This is a genomic window from Pseudomonas sp. CFBP13509 (assembly GCF_005233485.1).
GTDB lineage: Bacteria > Pseudomonadota > Gammaproteobacteria > Pseudomonadales > Pseudomonadaceae > Aquipseudomonas > Aquipseudomonas marginalis.
This window is the reverse complement of sequence record NZ_QGAA01000011.1, coordinates 16792-40056: the sequence shown is the minus strand read 5'-3', so window position 1 is coordinate 40056 and position 23265 is coordinate 16792. Positions and strand designations below refer to the sequence as shown.

Below are 23265 nucleotides of genomic sequence, written 5' to 3'. Positions count from 1 at the left end.
AACGATGCTCCTGATTAAAAACGAATGTTCTTGAGAAATTCCGCCAGGCGCGGCGATTGCGGCCGCTCGAAGATGTCCTTCGACGAGCCCTGCTCTTCAATCCGGCCCTGGTTCATGAAGACGATCTTGTCCGAGACTTCATAGGCAAAGCGCATCTCGTGGGTGACCAGCAACATGGTCATGCCCTCTTCCGCCAGGCCCTTGATCACACTGAGCACCTCGCCCACCAATTCCGGGTCGAGGGCCGAAGTGACTTCGTCGAAGAGCATCAGGCTCGGGTTCATGGCAATGGCACGGGCTATCGCCACACGCTGTTGCTGGCCGCCGGACAGCTGGCCGGGGAAGTGATCGCGGCGCTGCAGAAGTCCTACACGGTCCAACCATTTTTCCGCGAGTGCCACCGCCTCGTCCTTAGGCATTTTCTTAACTTTCAACAGGCCGAGGGTGACGTTCTGCAACGCGCTCAGATGGGGAAACAGGTTGAACTGCTGGAACGCCATGCCGGTCATCGCCCGGTGCTGGGCGATCACGCGTTCGGGGTGACGCACGCGCTTGCCGCCGATATCGCTGTAGCCAATGGACTCGCCATCCAGGGTGATCTGCCCACCCTGGAACTCTTCCAGCAGGTTGACGCAACGCAGCAAGGTGGTCTTGCCCGAGCCGCTGGAGCCGATCAACGTCACCACGTTGCCGCGCGCCATGGACAGGTCGACGCCCTTGAGCACTTCGACCTCGCCGTATTGTTTACGCAGGCCGCGGATGTCCAGCAGCGGCTCGGTTATTTGAGGTTGGTTCATGGCAAGGCCACCCGTTTTTCAATGTAGCGCCCGAATAACTCGATGGCGTAGTTGATGACAAAGAACAGAAACCCGGCGAACAGGTAGAACTCCAGGGTCATGAAGGTACGTGCGATCACCTGCTGGGTACTCAGCAGCAATTCAGCCACGCCGATCACCGAGAGCAAGGTCGAGGCCTTGACGATTTCCGTCGAGGAGTTGACCCAGGTCGGCAGGATCTGTCGCAACGCCTGGGGCAGCAGCACGTAGGCCAGGGACTGCCGGAATGTCAGGCCAATCGCCTTGCCTGCTTCCAACTGCCCACGGGGAATGGCTTGCAGTGCACCGCGCACGATTTCCGACACGTGGGAGCCGCAAAACAGCGTGAGCCCGACGGCGCCGGCCTGGAACGCGGTGATTTTCCAGCCGAGCGCCGGCAGCATGTAGAAACACGCCAACACCAGCACAAACACCGGTGTGCCACGGATCAGGTCGACATACAGGCGAAACGGTGCGCGCATCCAGAATTTGCCGTAGGTCAGGATCAACCCGGCGACGATACCGATCAGCGTGCCAAAGACAATCGCCAGTGCCGACACCGCGACACTGGCCTGAAACCCCGCCCAGAGCGTATCCCGGGCGATCCACAACTCATGCAGCCAGCTGGGGGACTCGTACATGGACACCCTCCTTAACGACGGATCGCCAGACGCTGTTCCAGGTAACGGAGCAGCATGGCAATGAGGTAACAGGCCGCCACGTAGAGCGCGGTCGTGACCAGCCAGGTTTCAATCACCCGGTAGCTTTCGACGTTGATCTTGCGGGCGTAATAGGTCAGCTCGGGCACTGCGATGGCGGCGGCCAGGGAAGTGTCCTTGAACAGCGAAATGAAGTTGTTCGACAGCGCGGGCAGTACGTTGCGCAGCATCACTGGCACGGTGATATAGGCGCGGATCCGCCATTCGCCGAGGCCGATGGCCAGTCCGGCTTCACGCAAGCCCTTGGGAATATTCAACAGCCCGGCGCGGAACACTTCGGTCAGGTAGGCACCGGCGTACAGCGACAGGGTGATGATGAACGAGGGGATCTTGTCCAGGCGGATACCCAGGCTAGGCAAGGCGAAGTAGATCAACAGGATCAGCACCAGGATCGGCGTATTGCGGATCACCGTCACATACACCGAGGCCAGGATTCGCAACGCACGATGTCTGGACAGCATGGCAAACGCCATCAACAGGCCGATCACGCAGCCGATGGCGATCGACAGCAATGCCAGTTGCAGGCCCAGGCCGAGCCCCGCCAGCAAGGTGTCGAAATCGCGCCACACGGCGGCAAAGTTCAACTGATAGTTCATGGTCAGCAGTACCTGATGGGGGCGCCGTTGGCGGCGCCCCGGTTTTCACGAATCACTTGAACTCGACGGGGAAGCCGATGGCAGGTTCCGGCAGGTCCACACCGAACCACTGCTTGAACGACGCCTTGTAGGTGGGGAATTCCACACCGGTCATGGCTTCATGCAACGCGGTGTTGACGAAGCTCAGCCAGTCCTGGTCGCCACGCTTGACCGCACACGCGTAGGTCTGCGGGCTCCAGGCATAGGCCGGGCTGCGGTAGCGGCCAGGGTTCTGCACCATCAGGTACTTGACCGAGGACTGGTCGGTGGCGGCGGCATCGGCGCGACCGGAGTTCACCGCCTGGTACATCAGGTCGACGCTGTCGTATTGGTCGACCTTGGCCTTGGGCAGCGCCTGGTGCACCAGTTCTTCGGCATACACGTTCTGCAGCACCGCCACGGTGACGCCATCGCCGGCCGCCTGCAGGTCTTCGATTTCCTTGTACTTGCTGTTGTTCGGCAGCAGCAGGCCCACGCCTTCGCGGTAGTACGGCAGCGTGAACGCCACTTGCTGGGCACGGCTGGCGGTGACGGTGATGAACTGGCAGCTCATGTCGACCTTGTCGGTCAGCAGGTTGGGAATGCGTGCGTCGGACGACTGCACCACAAACTCGACCTTGCTCGGGTCGTTGAACAAGCCCTTGGCCACAATACGGCCGATGTCGATATCAAACCCCTGCAACTTGCCATCCGCTCCCTGGAAGTGCCACGGCGCATTGGTACTGCCTGTACCCACGATCAGGTGCCCACGCTTGAGCACATCATCGAGCTTGCTGTCCGCCGCCTGCACGATGCCTGCGAGGGAAGCCGATGCGGCGAAGAGAAAAACACACGCTTTGAACACGGAAGGTCGGTGATGCATGACAAGCACTCCAGGAGTTGTGTATTCCGCTATACCGGAACATAGTATGTAACAACGGAATAGACAGCAGAAAGTGTGCCACACGCCCTCAAAGAAAAACATGCCTGCAATAAAGGCTTTTTAAATCAGTTAGATAAATATTTCGGGGAGACAAGGCGCTACGCCAGCATCTGCAATCACTTTGCTACCCAGGGCCCCATATGGCGGTGACAGGTCCCTTTGGACGCACTGCGACAGCGTTACCGCGCACCGTTGCAGTGCGCGCGCAGCGTGGAAAAATCTCCACGCTGGACTAGCCTTGGCACATCCCTGCCGACAAGGACCCTGCCCTGATGAAGTCATGCCTTACCCTGGTGATGCTCACCTTGCTGGCAGCCGGCAACGCGTCGGCCAGCAACGACCGCCGCGACTGCAAGGAAGAACTGCGCAGGCTCAAGGAAGCCTTCGACACCAACTACACCAGCCAGAACCACCACGACTACCGCCGGGCCAAGGCCTCCCGGGACAATGAGGAATACCGCAAGTGCGCAAACCAGGCGCGCAAGGCCCGGGAACGGGTGGAGCGTGAGGCAGACCTGTGAAGGTTGACAGTAGACGGTGACGGTCCCCGGGCCTAGCGTTGGTAAAAAACCTGCACGGTCCAAAGGGAGATCATCATGGGGATTGCCACTGCAACCATTGCCACTACCGACGACTACCGGCGCGTGCTGAGCAGTTCGCGCCCGGTGTTCATGCTGTTCATCTCAGCTCACTGCCCGGCCTGCGGGGTAGCCGGGCCGCTGTTTGAGCAGATTGCCGCCCAGTACCGATCAGTAGTGAGCCTGGTGCTCGATTGCGCGAAAACGCCGAGGCACCCGCAGGTTACAGGCACCCCGACGCTGCTGGTCTTCCAGAACGGCACCTTGATGGAAACATTCAAGGGTTTCGGACCCGAGGAGCAGCAAGCGCAGTTTGTGGAGGACACCTTCAGGCGTTATGCACGCCGCAAGGCTGCAATAACACCTGCGTCACCCGCCGCTCCTCTACCGCCGCCACCGTCAGGCGCCAGCCCTCATGCTCCAGGCTATCGCCCACCACAGGCAGGCGGTCGAGCAGGCTCATCACCAGGCCGGCCAGGGTCTGGTAGTCCTCGGTCGCGACGGCCTTGAAGCCGGTACGCTGACGAATCTGGGTGAGGTTGAGGGCGCCATTGGCACGGAAGCCCGCGCCCTCCTCGACAATATCCGGCCCTTCGATCTCACTGGCGTCCGGCAACTCACCGGCAATGGATTCAAGAATGTCGGTCATGCTCAATACGCCCATGAAGTCACCGAATTCGTTGATCACGAAGGCGATATGGGTGGATTCCTGGCGCATCTGTTCCAGGGCGTTGAGGATCGAAAAGCTCTCCAGCAGGTTGATCGCCCGGCGTGCGAGGTGCTCCAGGTTCGGCTCGTTGCCGGCCAGGTACTCCTTGAGCAATTCCTTCTTATGCACAAAGCCCAACGGTTCATCCACCGCGCCATTGCGGATCAACGGCAGGCGCGAATAGGACGAATGCATCAGCTTCAGGCGAATCGTGTCGGGGTCGTCCGCCAGGTCGATAAAGTCGACGTTGGCCCGCGGCGTCATCAAGCTGCGAATCGGCCTCTCGGCCAGTTGCAGCACACCGCTGATCATCACCCGCTCGCGTCGGTCGAACAGCGGCCCCTGGGCGGCATCCGTCTCGCCCAACAGGTCAGCCACCTCTTCCCCCACCTCCTCCACCGCCAGGCTGCGACCGCCGAGCAAGCGCATCACCGCATGGGCCGTGCGCTCACGCACCGGCAACACGCCCTGGGCCGACTTCTTGCGACGCGCGCGGGCAATCTGGTTGAACACCTCGATCAGGATCGAGAAACCAATCGCCGCGTACAGGTAGCCCTTGGGAATATGGAAACCCAGGCCTTCAGCGGTCAGGGCAAAACCGATCATCATCAGGAAGCCCAGGCACAGCATGATCACCGTCGGGTGGGCGTTGACGAAGCGTGTAAGCGGCTTGCTCGCGACGATCATCAGGCCGATGGAAATGATCACGGCGATCATCATCACCGCCAGCTCATCCACCATGCCCACGGCCGTGATCACCGCATCCAGGGAGAACACCGCGTCGAGCACCACGATCTGCGCCACAATCGGCCAGAACATCGCGTATGCCACGTTGCCGGTGCGCTGGGCCACATGGCCTTCCAGGCGTTCATGCAGTTCCATGGTGGCCTTGAACAACAGGAACACACCGCCGAACAGCATGATCAGGTCACGGCCGGAGAAGCTCTTGTCGAACACCTCGAACAGCGGCTGGGTCAGGGTTACCAACCAGGAAATACTCGCCAGCAAGCCCAGGCGCATCAGCAACGCCAGGGACAAACCGATCAAGCGCGCTCGGTCGCGCTGCTCCGGCGGCAGCTTATCCGCCAGGATCGCAATAAACACCAGGTTGTCGATGCCCAGCACCAGTTCCAGCACAATCAAGGTCAACAGGCCGAGCCAGGCCGTTGGATCCGCTAACCATTCCATTTATACAAGTCTCTCTACAGGTTTCAGAATGCCGGGCACGGCAAGGCGCGGTCAGTGGACCGGGACACGGCTGGCAGTCGGGATACGGGGTGTTTCAGCGGGAACAGCGGCGGCGGATGTCTTGGGGAAAGACGACTGGGAGGCTCCGAGAGGATGTTCATGCAGGTCCTGAAATAACAAAAGGACTTGAATCCTACAGGCGAAATACAAATTTCCTGCAACGCAAAACTATTACAAAACCTGTCTTCGAACCCCACACAAAATCATGTGGGAGACGGCTTGCCCCCGACGAGCATGAGTATTTTCAGATCCTGCCAAATCTCTGTGGTGAGCGGGCTTGCCCCGCGCTGGGCTGCGAAGCAGCCCCAAAACCAGCCTCTACAGAGTGCCTGATACACCGCGTACTTCTTTACTGGGGCTGCTTCGCAGCCCGGCGCGGGCGGTGCGACGATTCGACAAGCCCGCTCACCACAACAGCCCTGTCTGCCGGGCGTCCGGCGTTGAGCCAACGTTGTGTAGATACCCATGCCCCGACGAGGGCGTGTCAGGTTTTACGGGTTGCATCGTCCAGCGCCAGGATGGTGTGGGCATTCGTCACCGTCGTCGCCAACGTATTGATCACCCCCGAACGCAACGCCCCCAGCGTTGCCGCCGCCTTGGTGTTCTCGCTGGCAATCGCCACCACGTCCGGGATGCGAAACAACTCCTGCACCGTCAACCCGATCACTCGCCCCTGGATCGCGTTGACCGCCGGCTGGCCATGGATGTCGATGAAGTCATAGCCCATCATGTCGCCCACGGTGCCGGACAAGCGTGCCTGGGCGATCTCCTGGGGCGAGAACCAGCCCATGCGCACCATATTGCTGTTTTCGCTCATGTCGCCGATGCCGATCAGCGCCATGTCAGCCCGCCGCGCACGGTCGAGGGTCGAGCGCACCGTGTCGTTGTTGATCAACACCCCGCGCAACTCCGGGTTGGCCACCAGGGCCGGGGCGTACAGGCTTTCACTCTCGCCGCCAAAGCGCAGGGCCAGGCGCCGGCAGATGTGATCGGGGTTCATGTATTCGCCGGCCTTGAGCGAACCGCCAATGGCGCAGACAAATGTGCAGTTGCGCGTCACCGGCAGGAACACGTTATCGGCCACGGCGCCGACGTTGCGGCCCATGCCCACGGCGACGATCATGCCGTCACTCAAGGTCTTGTTCAGGTAGTTGGCCACCAGGCTGGCGACCGCCGAGCGCTGGGTATCGGGGTCGCTGTGGTCCACCGCGATCAACGCGCGATCCAGCTTGAAGCGCGCCACCAAGGCCTGTTCCAGCTCGTTGTTCATCGCCGGATGCTGCAAGACGCGCACCTCGACAATGCCTTCATCCCGCGCGCGCTTGAGCAATCGGCTGACTTTGGCCCGGGACAGGTCGAAGCGCTTGGCGATGGCTTCCTGAGTGACGTTCTCGAGGTAATAGAGCATCGCCACTTCAGTCATCTGATCAATATCGCTGGCCATGCGCTGGGTACTGTCACTCATGGGGACGGGCTTCCGTTTCGGCGTCAAAGGCGCATTCTCCCGACTCTTGCCCTGCTACGTCCACTATTGATGCCCATCGCGCTCGATCGCATTGATGCGCTCGACCTTGGCCCCGGAACGTGCCGCCTCGAACTCCGACTCCAGGAACGACTTGACGATGCTTTTCGCCAGTTCGGCGCCGATCACCCGCGCGCCGATAGAGAGGATCTGCGCATCGTTGCTCTTGCGCGCCCGCTCTGCCGAGTACGTGTCATGGGCCTGGGCCGCACGAATCCCGAGCACCTTGTTGGCCGAGATCGCCATGCCGATCCCCGTGCCGCACACCAGCACGCCCAGGCGCTGCTGCCCGGCGTTGATGGCGGTGGCCACGGCCAGGGCGATGTCAGGGTACAACACCGGCGCGGTGGAATGGGTGCCGAAGTCGGTCACCGGATAGCCCAGCGCCTCGATATGGCGCTTTAACAGCTCCTTGAGCTCAAAACCCGCTTCATCGCATCCGATAGCCACCGGGAAAGGTGTGTTCATGGTGTCTGGCTCCGCTGCCGTGAGGGTGCTTATGACTGATCAACTGATCACTCAATGAAATTTCTCTCATTCATTTCGCAGGCGTAACCCTCTCCTGTCAAGCAGGATTTAACTGACTTGCCAGTCAAAGCGCTCTAAAAAAGGGTAATTGGCGAAAAAGATCAGAATCGCAGCATTTACATGAAAGAGATTGACTGATCAGAATTTCATTTGATACACATATGATCACAGCGAAACATGACTGTGCGACCTAATAAGAATTCACAGCACGAGGACACGCCGATGGCCACGCCATTACTGCTCCAGGCTGAACACGTCGCCAAGGCTTACGCCGGGATCCCTGCCCTGCGTGACGGGCGCCTCTCTCTGCGGGCCGGCAGCGTCCACGCCCTGTGCGGCGGCAATGGCGCAGGCAAGTCGACTTTCCTGAGCATCCTGATGGGCATCACCCCGCGTGATGCCGGCAGCATTCTGCTCAACGGCACCGCCGTACAGTTCAATCGCCCCAGCGAAGCCCTCGCGGCGGGGATCGCGATGATCACCCAGGAACTGGAACCGATCCCCTACATGACCGTCGCCGAAAACATCTGGCTGGGCCGCGAACCGCGCCGCGCCGGCTGCATCGTCGACAACAAGGCCTTGAACCGCCGCACCCGCGAGCTGCTGGAAAGCCTTGAATTCGATGTCGACGCCAGCAGCCCCATGCACCGACTGAGCGTGGCGCAGATCCAACTGGTGGAAATCGCCAAGGCGTTCAGCCATGACTGCCAGGTGATGATCATGGACGAGCCCACCTCGGCCATTGGCGAGCGCGAAGCCGAAACCCTGTTCAAGGCGATTCGCCGCCTCACCGCGCGGGGCGCCGGCATCGTCTATGTATCGCACCGCTTGAGCGAACTGGCGCAGATCGCCGATGACTACAGCATCTTCCGCGACGGCGCCTTTGTGGAAAGCGGACGCATGGCCGATATCGACCGCGACCACCTGGTGCGCGGCATCGTTGGCCAGGAACTGACCCGCATCGACCACAAGGTCGGCCGCGAATGCGCCGCCGACACCTGCCTGCAAGTCGACAACCTCAGCCGCGCCGGTGAGTTCCACGACATCAGCCTGCAACTGCGCCAGGGTGAAATCCTCGGCATCTACGGCCTGATGGGCTCGGGGCGCAGTGAATTCCTCAACTGCATCTATGGCCTGACCGTGGCGGACTCCGGCAGCGTCACCCTGCAAGGCAAGCCCATGCCCGTGGGCCTGCCCAAGGCGACCATCAATGCCGGCATGTCGCTGGTCACCGAAGACCGCAAGGACAGCGGCCTGGTGCTTACCGGCAGCATTCTTTCCAACATTGCGCTGTCGGCCTACAAGCGCCTGTCGAGCTGGTCGCTGATCAATGCGCGCAAGGAAACCCAACTGGCCCAGGACATGGTCAAGCGCCTGCAGATCAAAACCACCTCACTGGAACTGCCGGTGGCGTCCATGAGCGGCGGCAACCAACAGAAAGTGGTGCTCGCCAAATGCCTGTCGACCGAACCGGTGTGCCTGCTGTGCGATGAGCCGACACGGGGTATCGATGAGGGCGCCAAGCAGGAGATCTACCACCTGCTGGACCAATTCGTGCGCGCTGGTGGCGCCGCCATCGTGGTGTCGTCGGAAGCTCCGGAACTGTTGCACCTGAGTGACCGCATCGCCGTCTTCAAGGGCGGCCGCCTGGTGACCATCAGCACCGACACCGCCCTTTCCCAGGAAGCCCTGTTGAGTCTTGCCTCATGAATGCCAAAACCATTGCCGCCCCCATCACCACAGCGCCACGCAACCGCCTGCGCCTGTCCCTCGACCGTTTCGGCCTGCCGCTGGTGTTTATCCTGCTGTGCGTGGTGATGGCGTTTTCCAGCGAGTACTTCATGACCTGGCGCAACTGGATGGACATCCTGCGCCAGACCTCCATCAACGGCATCCTCGCGGTGGGCATGACCTACGTGATCCTGACCAAGGGCATCGACCTTTCCGTCGGCTCGATCCTGGCCTTTGCCGGATTGTGCAGCGCCATGGTCGCGACCCAGGGCTACGGGCTGCTGGCGGCAGTGAGTGCGGGGATGTTTGCCGGGGCGATGCTCGGCGTGGTCAACGGCTTTATGGTCGCCAACCTGTCGATCCCGCCATTCGTGGCCACCCTCGGCATGCTCAGCATTGCCCGCGGCATGACCTTCATCCTCAACGACGGCAGCCCGATCACCGACCTGCCCGACGCCTACCTGGCCCTGGGCATCGGCAAGATCGGCCCGATTGGCGTGCCGATCATCATCTTCGCCGTGGTCGCGCTGATCTTCTGGATGGTGCTGCGCTACACCACCTACGGCCGCTATGTGTACGCGGTGGGCGGCAATGAAAAAAGCGCGCGCACTTCCGGGATCGGCGTGCGCAAGGTGATGTTTTCGGTGTACGTGGTGTCCGGCCTGCTCGCCGGGTTGGCGGGCGTGGTGTTGTCGGCACGCACCACCTCCGCCCTGCCCCAGGCCGGGGTGTCCTATGAGCTGGACGCGATTGCCGCCGTGGTCATCGGCGGCACCAGCCTGTCGGGCGGCACCGGCAGCATTGTCGGCACGCTGTTCGGCGCGTTGTTGATCGGCGTGATCAACAACGGCCTGAACCTGCTCGGCGTGTCCTCCTATTACCAGCAGGTCGCCAAGGGCCTGATCATCGTGTTTGCAGTACTGATCGACGTGTGGCGCAAGAAAAAACGCTAGAGAACGACCACTACAACAATAACCGGAGTTCCCCCCATGAAACTTGGTACCACCCTGGCCGCCGCGGCGGCTCTCTCCCTGCTCGCCGGCAGTATCGCAATGGCCGCCGATGGCAAGACCTACAAGGTCGGCGCGGCCGTCTATGGCCTCAAGGGCCAGTTCATGCAGAACTGGGTCCGCGAGCTCAAGGAGCACCCGGCGGTCAAGGACGGCACCGTGCAGTTGACGGTGTTCGACGGCAACTACGACGCCCTGACCCAGAACAATCAGATCGAAAACATGGTGACCCAGCGCTACGACGCGATCCTGTTCGTGCCGATCGACACCAAGGCCGGCGTCGGCACCGTCAAGCAAGCCATGAGCAACGACGTGGTGGTTATCGCCTCCAACACCAAGGTCGCCGACGCCTCGGTGCCCTACGTCGGTAACGATGATGTGGAAGGCGGCCGCCTGCAGGCCCAGGCCATGGTCGACAAGCTCAACGGCAAGGGCAACGTAGTGATCATCCAGGGCCCGATTGGCCAGTCGGCGCAGATCGACCGCGAAAAAGGCGAGCTGGAAGTGCTGGGCAAGCACCCTGGCATCAAGATCATCGAGAAGAAGACCGCCAACTGGGACCGCGCCCAGGCCCTGGCGCTGACCGAAGACTGGTTGAACGCCCACCCCAAAGGCATCAACGGCGTGATCGCGCAGAACGACGACATGGCCCTCGGCGCCGTGCAGGCCCTCAAATCCCACGGCCTGACCTCCAAGGATGTGCCCGTCACGTCCATCGACGGCATGCCGGACGCGATCCAGGCGGCGAAGAAAGACGAAGTCACCACCTTCCTCCAGGACGCCCAGGCCCAGTCCCAGGGCGCACTGGACGTGGCGTTGCGCGCACTCGCCGGCAAGGACTACAAGCCGCAGTCGGTGATCTGGGAGCGCTATGCCAAGGACCTGAAATGGGGCGATGGCACGGCCAAGACCTACATCCTGCCGTGGGTGCCCGTGACTAACGCCAACGCCGATGCGCTGTACAAACAAGTCAGTGGCGGTAAGTAGTCATTGGCTTGAAATACAGTCAAGTGTGGGAGAGAGCTTGCCCCCTCCCACATTGGATCTCGATCGTTATTGAAAGAGGAGTCATGCATGTCTGGATTCTGGAACCAAGCCTTCGACCTCAACGGCCGTTGCGCGGTGATCACCGGCGGCGCCGCCGGTATCGGCCTGGCCTGTGCCAGCCTGCTGGTGGAGCGCGGCGCCCGCGTGGCTTTGCTCGACCGCGACCCGGCGGTGGTTGAAGTGGCAGCGGGCCTGGGTGCCGGGCATCTGGGCATTGCCGTCGACCTCAGCCAGATCAACCAGGTGCAACACACCATCGACCAGGTCTTCGCACACTTCCAACGCCTGGATTACCTGATCAACAGCGCCGGCGTGGCCCTGCTGGACAAGGCCGTCGATGTCAGCGAAAGCGCCTGGGACACCACCTTGGACATCAACCTCAAGGCCAGCTTTTTCGTGGCCCAGGCCTGCGCCCGGCACATGCTCGCCCAGGGCAGCGGGCGCATCGTCAACCTCGCGTCCCAGGCCGCGGTGATCGGCCTCGACCGCCACGTCGCCTACTGCGCCAGCAAGGCGGCCATCGTCGGCATGACCAAGGTATTGGCCATGGAATGGGCGCCGCACATCAATGTCAACGCCATTTCCCCCACCATCGTCGAGACCGCGCTGGGCAAGAAGGCCTGGGCCGGTGAAGTCGGCGAACGGGCCAAATTGCAGATCCCGGCGGGCCGCTTTGCGCAGCCGGAGGAAATCGCCGGGCTGGCGCTGTACCTGCTCAGCGATGCCGCGCAGATGATCACCGGCGCCAACCTGGTGATCGACGGCGGCTACAGCATTCAGTAATTCATTTATCTGTCGTGAGGTTTTGTCATGTCCACTGTCACCGAACGCACACCCGAACAACTCTCGCCGGCCATCCCGAAAACCATGCAGGCCGTGGTTTGCCACGGCCCGGAAGACTATCGCCTGGAAACCGTCGACGTACCCACGCCCGGCCCCGATGAGATCCTCACCAAGGTCGAGTTGTGCGGCATTTGCATGGGCGACATCAAGACCTATCGCGGCGCGCCGTCGTTCTGGGGCGATGCCGAGCAACCGCGCTACGTCAAGCCGCCGATGATCCCCGGCCATGAGTTCGTGTGTCGCGTGGTGGCCCTGGGCCCGGGCGCGGAAAAGCGCGGCGTGAAGGTCGGTGACCGGGTGATTTCGGAGCAGATCGTGCCGTGCTGGGGCTGTCGCTTCTGCAACCACGGCCAGTACTGGATGTGCCAGAAACACGACCTCTATGGTTTCCAGAACAATGTGCAGGGTGCCATGGCCCAGTACATGATCTTCACCAAGGAAGGCATCATTCACAAAGTGCCGGAATCCATCGCCCCCGACGAAGCGATCCTGATCGAACCCCTGGCCTGCTCACTGCATGCGGCGGAACGCGCCAACGTCGACCATGACGACATTGTGGTGGTCGCCGGCGCCGGCACCCTGGGCCTGGGCATCATCGGCGCCGTGCGTTTGCGCAACCCGAAAAAACTCATCGTGCTCGACATGAAACCCGAACGCGCCGCCCTCGCCCTGCGCATGGGCGCCGACGAAGTGTGGAACCCGGCCGAAGTGGACGTACTGGCCAACATCCGCGCGATCACCGACGGCTATGGCTGCGACATCTATATCGAGGCCACCGGGCACCACAAGGCGGTGAACCAGGGCCTGGCGATGCTGCGCAAGCTGGGGCGCTTCGTGGAGTTCAGCGTATTCAACGACGAGGCCACGGTGGACTGGTCGATCATCGGCGACCGCAAGGAACTGGACATCCTCGGCTCGCACCTGGGGCCGTACATGTACCCGCGGGCCATCGACTTTATCGGCAACCGCAAGATCGATATGCGCGATGTAGTCACCCACAAGTTCGCCCTGGCGGACTTCAAGGAAGCGTTTGCGGTGATGGAACGTGGCGACAAGTCGCTCAAGGTTGTACTCGAACCCTAGGAACACACAACCGCTTTACTGCAGGAGCCGAGCTTGCTCGCGAAGGTCGACAACGATAACGCGGGGCTTCTGGATAAACGCGGTGTCTTCACGCTTTTCGCGAGCAAGCTCGCTCCTACAAAAAGAACACAGGAACCCGCGTTATGAATCGAGTCATCAACGATCCGGACCAAGTGGTCGAGGACATGCTGCGCGGCATCCTGGTCGCGCACCCCGAACTGCGCCAGTACGAAAGCAACCCACGGGTGATCGTCAAGGCCAGGCCTTCCGGGCCAGGGCGTGTCGGCATTGTCACGGGGGGCGGCTCCGGCCATGAGCCGGCCTTTCTCGGCTATGTCGGCCCCGGCCTGGTCGACGCGGTGGCCGTCGGCGAGATTTTCTCCTCGCCCACCGCCAAGAGCTTTTTCGACGCCTTCCGCGCTGCCGACCATGGCGCCGGCGTGGCCTGCCTGTACGGCAACTATGCCGGCGACAATATGAACGTGAAGCTGGCGATGAAAATGGCCGCCAGCAAAGACATGCGCATCCGCACCGTGGTCGCCAACGACGACGTGGCCTCCGCGCCCAAGGCCGAGATCGCCAAACGTCGAGGCGTGGCCGGGGAAATCTTCATGTGGAAGATCGGCGGTGCCGCAGCCGCCCAGCACTACGACCTCGACGGCGTGATTCGCGTCGCGCAGAAAACTGTCGACCAGTGCCGCTCGATTGGCATCGGCCTCACGCCCTGCACCATTGCCGCCGTGGGCAAGCCCAACTTCCAGATCCCCGACGGCCAGATGGAACTGGGCATCGGCCATCACGGCGAACCGGGCATTGAGGTCATCCCGATCGAATCCGCCGCCGCCATGGCCGAGCGCATGCTCGCGCCGATCCTCGCCGACCGCGACTTCAGCCAGGATGACAGCGTGGTGGTGCTGGTCTCCGGTCTTGGCGCCACGCCGGTGATGGAGCTGTATATTTTCTATGCCGAGGTCGAACGCCAACTCAAGGCCAAGGGCTTGAAGATTCACCGCTGCTACGTCGGCAACTACTTCACCTCCCTGGAAATGATGGGCGTGACCCTGACCCTGCTCGGCCTCGACGCCGAGCTGAAAACCCTGATCGACCAACCCTGCCGCTCCATCGGCATGACCCAGGCGGACTGAACCATGAGCCAGCATTTTTCCAGCCACCACGGCAGCGCCATCGTCACCGACCTGGTCAGCGTGATCGTGGCCAACCGTGAATACCTCAGCGAAGTCGACGGCGCGATTGGCGACGGCGACCATGGCATCAACATGGCCAAGGGCTTCGCCCATTGCGGGCGCACGATCGAAGGTCGCCAACTGACCCTCGCCGAAGCCCTGGATGAACTGACCCTGAGCCTGATGGAAGGCATCGGCGGCTCCATGGGGCCGTTGTATGGCAGCCTGTTTATCGGCATGGCCGACGAAGTGCGTGGCCGTGACGACATCGACGCGGCCACCTTCGCCCACCTGTTGCGCGGCGGCCTGACCTCGTTGCAGGACATCACCGAAGCGGGCGTGGGCGACAAGTGCCTGATGGACACATTGATCCCGGCGGTGGAAGCCTTCGAGCGCGCGCACGCCTCGGGGGCGTCCTTCAGTGATGCACTGGAGGCGATGAAAACCGCCGCCTCCCAGGGGCGCGACTCCACCAAGGACCTGGTGGCGAAGATCGGCCGCGCCAGTCGCCTGGGCGAGCGCTCACTCGGCGTGCTGGATGCGGGGGCGGTGTCGTGCTGCCTGATCCTTACGCGCCTGGCGGATTCGGTGCAGCCGCGCCTGAGTGCTTGACCTGCTGGATATACCGCGCCACCGCCGGCGCTTTCTCGAAGCGCCGGTGAATCAGCGACAGCCACGAGGATGCGTCGCAGCCCTGAATGCTGCGGTACACCACGCCCGGCAATTGCACATGCCCGACCATTGACGCGGGCACCACCGCCACGCCCTGCCCCATCGACACCAGCGCCACTACCGCGACCAGCCCGCCCGGCTGTGGCCCCAGGCGCGGGGCATAACCGCCTTGCGCGGCGATATGCAGGGTGCCGCTGATTTGCTCCGGCAGGATAAATGTCTCGTTTTGCAGGTGTTCGCAGCCTATGGCCGCGAGCCCCAACAGCCAGGAATCCTGGGGCAGCGCCAGGACAAAACCTTCGCCGTCCAGGCGCACCGCCTCCACCCCCTCGGGCAAGGTCATCGGCGAGCGGATGTAGCCGATGTCATAGCGCCCGTCCGCCACCGCACTCGGCAGCGTGGCCATGGCGCATTCGCGCACCGTCACGCTGACGTCGGGAAATGCCTGGCCGAACGCACGCATCTGCCGCTGCAACAGCCCGGCGTACAGCGCCGAAGCCACGTAACCCAATTCGATATGGCCGATCTCGCCACGCCCGGCACGCTGGGCATGGCGTTGGGCGAATTCAAACTGGCGCACGGTGGCTTCGGCCTCGACCAGCAAGGCGGCGCCGGCTTCGGTGAGGCTGACTTCGCGTTGCCGGCGGATAAACAAGCGCGTGCCCAGGCTGGTTTCCATGTCCTGGATCTGCCGGCTCAGGGTCGGTGGCGCAATGCCCAATTGCTCGGCGGCACGGGTGAAGTTGCGCTGCCGGGCCACGGCGAGGAAGTAGCGAAAATGGCGGATATCCATAACAGGGTTAGCTCAAAGGTAATGAAGTGCTCCACAGCGGCTAACAATACCAGCAGTGGCCAGGGATAAGCTCGAAGCACCTCACCATTGGAGCGCCCTTGCGATGCCCATCAACTGCATTTGCCCTATTGCCTGTAAGGTAATCCAATCATGAGCCGGGTCAACCCGCGCCTGACGTTGCTGACCGCGTCCGGCGTCTGCTCGCTGATCGTGCTCGACACTAATATCGTCGCCGTGACCCTGCCGAGCATCGCTCGCGACCTGGGGGCGAACTTTGCCGATATCGAATGGGTGGTCAGCGCCTACATGCTGGCGTTTGCCGCCTTGCTGCTGCCGGCCGGGAGCCTTGCCGATCGGTTCGGGCGCAAGAAATCCCTGGTCTGGGGCCTGAGTATTTTTATCCTCGCCTCCGTTGGCTGCGGGGCGGCGCCGAGTGCGTTGTGGCTGGATATCGCCCGCGCGGTCAAGGGCGTCGGTGCAGCGTTATTGCTCACGTCAGCCCTGGCCTCCATTGGCCACACCTTCCACGATGAAGTCGAGCGGGCCAAGGCCTGGGCGTTCTGGGGCGCCTGCATGGGCGTGGCGATGACGGCCGCGCCGACCCTGGGCGGCTTGATCACCGAGTACCTGGGCTGGCGCTGGATTTTCTACCTCAACCTGCCCGTGGGCCTGGCGCTGATGAGCCTGGTGCTGCACGCCATTGCGGAATCCCGCGATAGCCAATCCGCCCGCCTCGACCCGTGGGGCAGCCTGGCCTTCAGCGCGAGCCTGTTGTGCCTGATTTGGGGCCTGATCGAGGCCAACCGTATCGGCTGGGATAACCCGCTGACCTATGCACGCCTGATCGGCGGTGCGGTGTTGCTGGGTGTATTTGTAGGGGTCGAACGTGTGCAGCGGCGGCCCATGGTGGACCTGCAACTGTTTCGCCACCCGCGTTTTATCGGCGCCTTGCTCGGGATGTTTGCCTACGCCGGCTGTGCCCAAGTGATGATGACGCTGCTGCCGTTCTATCTGCAGAACGGCCTGGGCTTCTCCGCGATTGCCTCGGGCCTGGGCATGCTGCCGTTCGCCCTGACCATGCTGGTCTGTCCCCGGATCGGCGCGCGGCTGGCGGGGCGCTTCGCACCGGCAACGATGATGGCAACCGGGTTGACCCTGGTGGGCTGCGGCAACCTGCTAAGTGCCTGGGCGGTGAATATCGGCGGCTACCTGCCCTTCGCCCTGGCGATTGCCGTCACCGGTGCCGGTGCCGGTTTGCTCAATGGTGATACGCAAAAAAACATCATGGCCTGCGTGCCACGGGACCGTGCGGGGATGGCGTCGGGCATGAGCACCACCATGCGGTTCAGCGCGATCATGTTGGCGATTGGCGTGTATGGCGCACTGCTGAGCAGCCACAGCGAGCACGTGTTGCGCGCACGTATCGACACGCAATGGCAGGCGCAGGTGGCGGGGATTGCTTCACGGGTGGTGGCCGGGGATATGCCGGCGGCAATGGGCTTGTTGCCCGAGCCGGCACGGGCGATGGTGCAACCGCTGGCGCAGCAGGCGTTTGTGGGTGGATTCAGTTACGTATTGTGGGTGGCGGGTGTGCTGGGATTGCTCGGAGCGCTGGTGGTGGGGAGGCTGATGCGCAAGCCGATACCCACACCGAACTGAATGTGGGAGGGACGGTGCGACGATTCGACTTGCCCCCGATGAGCATAGGTATCTACAAAACTTTGTAGCAGCCAACGCTAACCACGATGCGAAGCGAGCCGCTCTTGATCTTGATCTCAGGCGCCCCGTTAAACCACGCTGGCCGGAATTCGATAGTGATTTGGGGGGTAAACCGGCAGGGATGCCGGTTTAGCCGCCCCGCGCCATGGATGGCGCGTGGCGGCGGCCCCCCAAATCACTGTCGGATTACGGGCACACCGAGCCTAGGCGAGGTGCCGAGTGGTGGGGCGAAGCGTTTTGCTTACTTTTGCGCTTTTCAAAAGTGAGCCGCCGTAAGGGCGGAACCAATAGCCGCCGTTACCGAAGCAACGGATATGTACTCGGCCTGATCCAACATCCTGGTCGGCCTGGTCGGCTGTCAGGCCGCCATCGGGGGCAAGTCGAATCGTCGCACCGTCCCTCCCACAGGTATTACCTATACCTCAAAGGGCCTTACCAGAAGCGTTGCTGGGTCAGGCGACTCCACCAGGTCAGCAGCACCCGGTCTACCGAGCCGCTGGCCGCCAGGCCCACCCGTTCCTGCAGGCTTTTACGCTCGGCATAGTGCAGGTGGAACACTTCGGCGGTCTTGGCCTTGGTGGCCAGGTATTCGTCGCTGGTTTGCAGTTCGTCGACCAGTTGCTTATCCAGCGCGGCAACACCCAGCCACACCTCTCCGGTCGCTACGTCATCAATCGCCAGCTGTGGGCGATAACGCGAGACGAAGTTCTTGAACAGCTGATGGGTGATGTCCAGGTCTTCCTGGAACTTCTCGCGGCCTTTCTCGGTGTTTTCGCCAAACACCGTGAGGGTGCGCTTGTACTCGCCGGCGGTCAGTACTTCAAAGTCGATGTCGTGCTTTTTCAGCAGGCGGTTGACGTTGGGTAACTGCGCCACCACGCCAATGGAGCCGAGGATGGCAAACGGTGCGCTGATGATCTTCTCGCCGATGCACGCCATCATGTAGCCGCCGCTGGCCGCGACCTTGTCGATGCACACGGTCAACGGCACGCCCGCCTGGCGGATACGCGCCAGTTGCGACGACGCCAGGCCGTAGCTGTGGACCATGCCGCCGCCGCTTTCCAGGCGCAGCACCACTTCGTCCTTGGGCGTGGCCAGGCTCAGCAGCGCGGTGATTTCATGGCGCAGGCTCTCGGTGGCCGAGGCCTTGATGTCACCGTCGAAATCCAGCACGAACACCCGTGGCTTGACCTCGGGTTTCTTCTTGCCGTTCTTCTTTTCGGCTTTGCTTTCGGACTTGCGCAGGGCCTTGAGCTGCTCCTTGTCGAGCAGGCTCGACTCCAGGCGCTCACGCAGGCCCTTATAGAAGTCATTGAGCTTGCTGACTTGCAGTTGGCCGGCGGCTTTGCGACGCCCTTTACTGCGCAGTGCCGCGAAGCTGATCAAGACCACCAGAATAGCGACCACCAGGGTGACAGTCTTCGCCAGAAAGCTCGCGTATTCAGCCAAAAAATCCATGTGTCTCCTTAACAATGCACGGCGCCAGGCGCGGATTGCCCAAGCATACCGACGGGATCGCCGGGCGGCCAGTGCTCAAACCGCCAGCAGGAACGCGCTCCAACGAGCTTTTAAAACAAGCGTATGTTTTTTCATTGACAGCACCCTGGCATCCTCATAACCTCGCCAGACTTTCAACGTACCGGGAAAACGGACGTGGGCAGCATCTATTTGATTCGACATGGCCAGGCCTCCTTCGGTGCAGACGACTATGACGTGCTATCGCCCGTCGGCGTGGAACAAGCGCAAGTGCTCGGCCGCCACCTGGCGGATATGGGCCTGGTGTTCGACCGCTGCATCGCCGGCGACCTGCGCCGCCAGCAGCACACCGCTACTGCCGCCTTCGATCAATACTGCACCCTCGGCCTGCCGGTGCCTGCATTGGAAACCGACAGCGCCTTCAACGAATTCGACGCCGACGCAATCATCCGCGCCCTGCTCCCCGACCTGCTCGGCAGCGAACCCGACGCCCTGGACATCCTGCGCAACGCCGCGCAAAACCGCAGCGAGTTCCAACGCATCTTCGCCCTGATCATCGAGCGCTGGCTGGCCGGCACCTATGACACCCCGGGGCTGGAAAGCTGGCTGGGGTTCGTCGAGCGCGTCCAGGGTGGCCTGCAACGCATTCTGGAAGCGGCGAACAACACGCAGAAGATCGCCGTGTTCACCTCCGGCGGCACCATCACCGCCCTGCTCCACCTGATTACCCGGATGCCTGCCGCCCAGGCCTTCGAACTGAACTGGCAAATTGTTAACACCTCGCTCAACCAGCTGAAATTCCGCGGTCGCGAGGTGGCACTGGCTTCCTTCAACAGTCACACCCACTTGCAACTGTTGAAGGCGCCGCAACTCATCACCTTCCGATGAAGTGCGGCCAACCGTGACCCCAAGGTCACTGGACTCACCATAAAAGGATCGAAACCATGACTGACGTAGCTAAAGCCGTAGAAGCAATGAAAGCCAAATTCAACCCAAGCGCTGCCGAAGGCTTGGACCTGGTGTTCGGTTTCCGTATCGACGACACCAAGAACTTTTCCCTGGTAGTCAAAGACAAGACCTGCGAACTGCTGGAAGGCGAAAACCCGGACGCCCAAGTGACCCTGGTCATGGACAGCGAGACCCTGGAGGGCATCGTCGACGGTTCCACCGACGGCATGCAGGCCTTCATGGGCGGCAAGCTGCGCACCGAAGGCGACATGATGCTGGCCATGAAGCTGAGCGAACTGTTCCCTTCCTGATTCACGGGCAACCCTGAATCCCTGTGGGAGGGGGCTTGCTCCCGATGGCGGTTTGTCAGTCGCGTCATCAGTTGACTGACCCACCGCTATCGGGGGCAAGCCCCCTCCCGCATTTGGGCTGTAGCAGCAACGCCACCAACGCACTCCATCCGGTCTGGTGCGAAGCCCCCAACCCCCGCCCCGTCTCGCCATGGAAATACTCATGGAACAACACCAGCTCACGACTGGCCGGGTCCGCCTCCAACTGCGCATACCCCGCCATCGACGGTCGTGAACCGTTTTCATCCCGCAGAAACAGGCGTGTCATCCGCTGGCTGAGGCTGTCGGCCACGTCCTCCAGGGATGCCAGATACCCGCTGCCCGTGGGGTATTCCACCGAGAAGTTGTCCGCGTAGTAGCGGTGAAATTCGCGCAGCGATTCGATCAGCATGTAGTTCACCGGCATCCACAAGGGCCCGCGCCAGTTGGAATTGCCGCCGTACAGGCGCGAGTCGGATTCACCCGGCTGGTAACGGGCGCACAGGGTGTCGCCATTCATCTTCAGCGCCAGTGGCTGCTCGGCGAACGCCTTGGACAGGGAGCGCACGCCAAAGGCCGAGAGGAATTCGTCGTCATCGAGCATGCGCCGCAGCAAATCCTTGGTGCGCTCGCCACGCAACAGCGCCAGCAACAGGCGATTGCCCTGCCCCGGTTCGTTCCAGCGCGACACCAGTTTGGCCAGGTCCGGCCGGTGATGCATGAAACCCAACAGCCGTTCACGCAACCCTTCCAGCCCCTCGTGTTCGCGTTGCTCCAGCACCAGCACGGCAAACAACGGCATCAGGCCGACGATGGAGCGCAGCCGCACCGGCTCGTTCTGGCCATCGGGACGGTGCAGTACGTCGTAGAAGAACAGGTCCTGCTCGTCCCACAGGCCTTCGGCGCTGTCGTCGACGCGGTTGATGGCGCCGGCGATATACAGGAAATGCTCGAAAAACTTCACCGCGATATCGACATACACCGCATTGCGCTTGGCCAACTCCAGGCCGATACGCATCAAGTCCAGCGCATACGCCGCCACCCAGGCGGTGCCGTCGGCCTGATCGAGCTGATAACCCGGCGGCAACGCGGCCGAGCGGTCGAACAAGGCGATATTGTCCAGCCCCAGGAAGCCGCCCTGGAACAGGTTGCGACCCTCAGCGTCCTTGCGGTTGACCCACCAGGAAAAATTCAGCAGCAGCTTGTGGAAAATCCGCTCGAGGAAATCCAGGTCGCCCACACCGGTCAGCGCCTTGTCCTGCTGGTACACGCGCCAGCTGGCCCAGGCATGCACCGGTGGGTTGGCGTCGTCGAAACGCCATTCATAGGCCGGCAGTTGGCCGTTGGGGTGCATGAAGCGGTCCTTCACCAGCAACAACAGCTGTTGCTTGGCATACCCCGGATCGATCAGGGCAAACGCCACCGCCTGGAAACCCTGGTCCCAAGAGGCGTACCACGGGTATTCCCAGGTGTCGGGCATGGAGAGGATGTCGAAGTTGGACAGATGCCGCCAATGGGTATTGCGGATATGCAGGCGCTCGGGCGGTGGCGCGGGCTGGGCCGGGTCGCCGTCGAGCCACTGGTTCACATCGAAATAGTAGAGCTGCTTGGACCACAGCAAGCCGGCCAGGGCCTGGCGCTGCACATTGCGCGCATCGTCATCGGCGATGCCTTGCTGCAAGGCGGCGTAGAAGTCATCGGCCTCCTGGCGCCGCTGTTCAAACAGTTTGCGCGCGTTGACCTCGGGCGCGTCCACGGGCGCAAAGCGCAGGTAAAGGCTTTGGCTTTGCAGGCCCGCCAGTTCAAGGATAAAGCGCGCGGCCACCTTGGTACCGGTGTCGCGGCGAATCGCAGCGTCCAGCCCTTCGACCACGTAGTCGTTGATCCCGTCCTTGAAAGGCCCCGGCGCCGGTTGCCCGTCGAGCAGCGGGAAGTTGCTTTCGTTCTCACAGAACAGCCATTCCAGGCCCTCCTGGCCCCAGGCGCTGAGATGCCGATCGGGCAGTTCATGATGACGGGCCAGCACGTATTCGCCGTCCAGCCTCAACTGCGGCTTGGGTGCATCAAAGGTCCAGCTCCAGTCATTGCGCGCCCACACCTGCGGCAGCACCTGCAGGCGCGTCGGCTGTTGCGAGCGGTTGTGCACGGTGACGCGCATGAAGATATCGTCGGGCTGATGCTTGGCGTATTCGACGCTGACGTCGCAGTAGCGGTTGTCTTCGAACACACCGGTATCGAGGATCTCGTACTCGGCATCGCCCAGCCCACGGCGGGCGTTTTCGGCGATCAGGTCGGCGTAGGGAAAGGCGGCATGGGGGTATTTGTAGAGCATGCGCATATAGGCATGACTGGGCACACCGTCGACGAAAAAGTACAGTTCCTTGACATCTTCACCGTGATTACCCTCGGCATTATTCAGGCCGAACAGGCGTTCCTTGAGGATCGCGTCGCGCTCGTTCCACAGGGCCAGGCCCAGGCACCAGCGTTGCGCCTTGTCGCTGAAGCCGGCCAGGCCATCCTCGCCCCAGCGGTAGGCGCGGCTGCGTGCATGTTCATGGGGGAAGTAAGCCCAGGCATCGCCGTCGGCGCTGTAGTCTTCGCGCACCGTGCCCCATTGGCGTTCGCTCAGATAGGGGCCCCACTCGCGCCAACGCTCGGCCTCCGGCGTCGCCAGGCGTTGGCCTTCGATCGTGTCCAGTATTCGGGTGTCGGGTGTGGCCGTCATCGGGTCCTCCATCGCCTACCAGGTGAGGA

Annotated in this window: 21 protein-coding genes and 1 pseudogene; 12 read left to right on the top strand and 10 right to left on the bottom strand. The window is 62.1% G+C overall.

Going from position 1 to position 23265, the window contains the following annotated elements; all coding sequences use genetic code 11:
* Window positions 1-14 precede the first annotated feature (14 nt).
* From PspCFBP13509_RS19015 to PspCFBP13509_RS19000, 4 genes are read right to left on the bottom strand one after another with little or no spacing between them, the layout of a single operon-like run.
* On the bottom strand, window positions 15-797 hold the full coding sequence (locus PspCFBP13509_RS19015; RefSeq protein WP_065927166.1) for an amino acid ABC transporter ATP-binding protein: 783 nt from the start codon (window positions 795-797) through the stop codon (window positions 15-17).
* Complete coding sequence (locus PspCFBP13509_RS19010; RefSeq protein ID WP_065927167.1) at window positions 794-1456, bottom strand: amino acid ABC transporter permease; 663 nt, start codon at window positions 1454-1456, stop codon at window positions 794-796. Before PspCFBP13509_RS19010 ends, PspCFBP13509_RS19015 begins: the two co-directional genes overlap by 4 nt.
* 11 nt (window positions 1457-1467) lie before the next feature.
* Window positions 1468-2130, bottom strand: a complete 663-nt coding sequence (locus PspCFBP13509_RS19005; protein WP_027608632.1) for an amino acid ABC transporter permease — start codon at window positions 2128-2130, stop codon at window positions 1468-1470.
* Window positions 2131-2182: 52 nt separating this feature from the next.
* Window positions 2183-3031 (bottom strand): transporter substrate-binding domain-containing protein, encoded by an 849-nt coding sequence (locus PspCFBP13509_RS19000; protein WP_137212504.1) that lies wholly within the window; start codon window positions 3029-3031, stop codon window positions 2183-2185.
* 332 nt (window positions 3032-3363) lie between these two features.
* On the opposite strand from PspCFBP13509_RS19000, the gene PspCFBP13509_RS18995 reads away from it, so the two are divergent.
* Window positions 3364-3612 carry a hypothetical protein gene (locus PspCFBP13509_RS18995; RefSeq protein WP_065927168.1) on the top strand — a complete coding sequence of 83 codons (249 nt, stop codon included), beginning with the start codon at window positions 3364-3366 and terminating at the stop codon, window positions 3610-3612.
* Between the two features lie 75 nt (window positions 3613-3687).
* Window positions 3688-3978 (top strand): annotated as a pseudogene (locus PspCFBP13509_RS31975) (thioredoxin family protein); the annotation flags it as partial.
* A gap of 19 nt (window positions 3979-3997) precedes the next feature.
* Here the strand turns inward: PspCFBP13509_RS31975 and PspCFBP13509_RS18985 are convergent.
* The 3 genes from PspCFBP13509_RS18985 to rpiB form a co-directional block, all read right to left on the bottom strand.
* Window positions 3998-5566, bottom strand: coding sequence for a TerC family protein (locus PspCFBP13509_RS18985; protein ID WP_027608635.1), 1569 nt, complete (start codon window positions 5564-5566; stop codon window positions 3998-4000).
* A 544-nt stretch (window positions 5567-6110) separates the two neighbouring features.
* On the bottom strand, window positions 6111-7091 hold the full coding sequence (locus tag PspCFBP13509_RS18980) for a sugar-binding transcriptional regulator (RefSeq protein WP_027608636.1): 981 nt from the start codon (window positions 7089-7091) through the stop codon (window positions 6111-6113).
* A 63-nt stretch (window positions 7092-7154) separates the two neighbouring features.
* Complete coding sequence (gene rpiB, locus PspCFBP13509_RS18975) at window positions 7155-7616, bottom strand: ribose 5-phosphate isomerase B (RefSeq protein ID WP_016969738.1); 462 nt, start codon at window positions 7614-7616, stop codon at window positions 7155-7157.
* Window positions 7617-7898: 282 nt separating this feature from the next.
* Here rpiB and PspCFBP13509_RS18970 point away from each other — a divergent pair, with 282 nt between their 5' ends.
* The 7 genes from PspCFBP13509_RS18970 to dhaL all read left to right on the top strand — a co-directional run bounded on the left by PspCFBP13509_RS18970 (window position 7899) and on the right by dhaL (window position 15186).
* Window positions 7899-9386, top strand: a complete 1488-nt coding sequence (locus tag PspCFBP13509_RS18970) for a sugar ABC transporter ATP-binding protein (RefSeq protein WP_074847010.1) — start codon at window positions 7899-7901, stop codon at window positions 9384-9386.
* Window positions 9383-10360 (top strand): ABC transporter permease, encoded by a 978-nt coding sequence (locus PspCFBP13509_RS18965; RefSeq protein ID WP_027608638.1) that lies wholly within the window; start codon window positions 9383-9385, stop codon window positions 10358-10360. The genes PspCFBP13509_RS18970 and PspCFBP13509_RS18965 overlap by 4 nt, the downstream gene beginning before the upstream one ends.
* A 36-nt stretch (window positions 10361-10396) precedes the next feature.
* On the top strand, window positions 10397-11404 hold the full coding sequence (locus tag PspCFBP13509_RS18960; protein ID WP_074847011.1) for a substrate-binding domain-containing protein: 1008 nt from the start codon (window positions 10397-10399) through the stop codon (window positions 11402-11404).
* Window positions 11405-11491: 87 nt separating this feature from the next.
* Window positions 11492-12247 carry an SDR family oxidoreductase gene (locus PspCFBP13509_RS18955; protein ID WP_065927170.1) on the top strand — a complete coding sequence of 252 codons (756 nt, stop codon included), beginning with the start codon at window positions 11492-11494 and terminating at the stop codon, window positions 12245-12247.
* A gap of 27 nt (window positions 12248-12274) precedes the next feature.
* Window positions 12275-13390: an MDR/zinc-dependent alcohol dehydrogenase-like family protein gene (locus tag PspCFBP13509_RS18950; RefSeq protein WP_065948191.1), complete on the top strand. Its 1116-nt coding sequence runs from the start codon at window positions 12275-12277 to the stop codon at window positions 13388-13390.
* A gap of 143 nt (window positions 13391-13533) precedes the next feature.
* On the top strand, window positions 13534-14535 hold the full coding sequence (locus tag PspCFBP13509_RS18945; protein ID WP_065948190.1) for a dihydroxyacetone kinase subunit DhaK: 1002 nt from the start codon (window positions 13534-13536) through the stop codon (window positions 14533-14535).
* Between the two features lie 3 nt (window positions 14536-14538).
* Window positions 14539-15186, top strand: coding sequence for a dihydroxyacetone kinase subunit DhaL (gene dhaL / locus PspCFBP13509_RS18940; protein ID WP_065927173.1), 648 nt, complete (start codon window positions 14539-14541; stop codon window positions 15184-15186).
* On the opposite strand, the gene PspCFBP13509_RS18935 is transcribed toward dhaL, so the two are convergent.
* A complete protein-coding gene (locus PspCFBP13509_RS18935; protein WP_065927174.1) occupies window positions 15143-16039 on the bottom strand; it encodes a LysR family transcriptional regulator in 897 nt (298 codons plus the stop codon). The two genes, dhaL and PspCFBP13509_RS18935, sit on opposite strands and share 44 nt — an antisense overlap.
* Window positions 16040-16189: 150 nt before the next feature.
* Between PspCFBP13509_RS18935 and PspCFBP13509_RS18930 the strand changes: the two genes are divergently transcribed.
* Window positions 16190-17698, top strand: coding sequence for an MFS transporter (locus PspCFBP13509_RS18930; protein WP_074847014.1), 1509 nt, complete (start codon window positions 16190-16192; stop codon window positions 17696-17698).
* 492 nt (window positions 17699-18190) lie between these two features.
* Here the strand turns inward: PspCFBP13509_RS18930 and sohB are convergent, their stop codons facing one another.
* Window positions 18191-19216: a protease SohB gene (gene sohB / locus PspCFBP13509_RS18920; protein WP_065927176.1), complete on the bottom strand. Its 1026-nt coding sequence runs from the start codon at window positions 19214-19216 to the stop codon at window positions 18191-18193.
* A 195-nt stretch (window positions 19217-19411) separates the two neighbouring features.
* Between sohB and PspCFBP13509_RS18915 the strand changes: the two genes are divergently transcribed.
* Together PspCFBP13509_RS18915 and PspCFBP13509_RS18910 are read left to right on the top strand one after the other, a co-directional pair.
* Window positions 19412-20122: a histidine phosphatase family protein gene (locus PspCFBP13509_RS18915; RefSeq protein WP_074847015.1), complete on the top strand. Its 711-nt coding sequence runs from the start codon at window positions 19412-19414 to the stop codon at window positions 20120-20122.
* A 56-nt stretch (window positions 20123-20178) separates the two neighbouring features.
* The gene (locus PspCFBP13509_RS18910; RefSeq protein WP_065927178.1) at window positions 20179-20493 is read left to right on the top strand and encodes an SCP2 sterol-binding domain-containing protein; all 315 of its coding nucleotides are present in this window, start codon (window positions 20179-20181) and stop codon (window positions 20491-20493) included.
* A gap of 67 nt (window positions 20494-20560) precedes the next feature.
* Here the strand turns inward: PspCFBP13509_RS18910 and PspCFBP13509_RS18905 are convergent, their stop codons facing one another.
* Window positions 20561-23236, bottom strand: coding sequence for an MGH1-like glycoside hydrolase domain-containing protein (locus PspCFBP13509_RS18905; protein WP_137212503.1), 2676 nt, complete (start codon window positions 23234-23236; stop codon window positions 20561-20563).
* Between the last annotated feature and the right edge of the window lie 29 nt (window positions 23237-23265).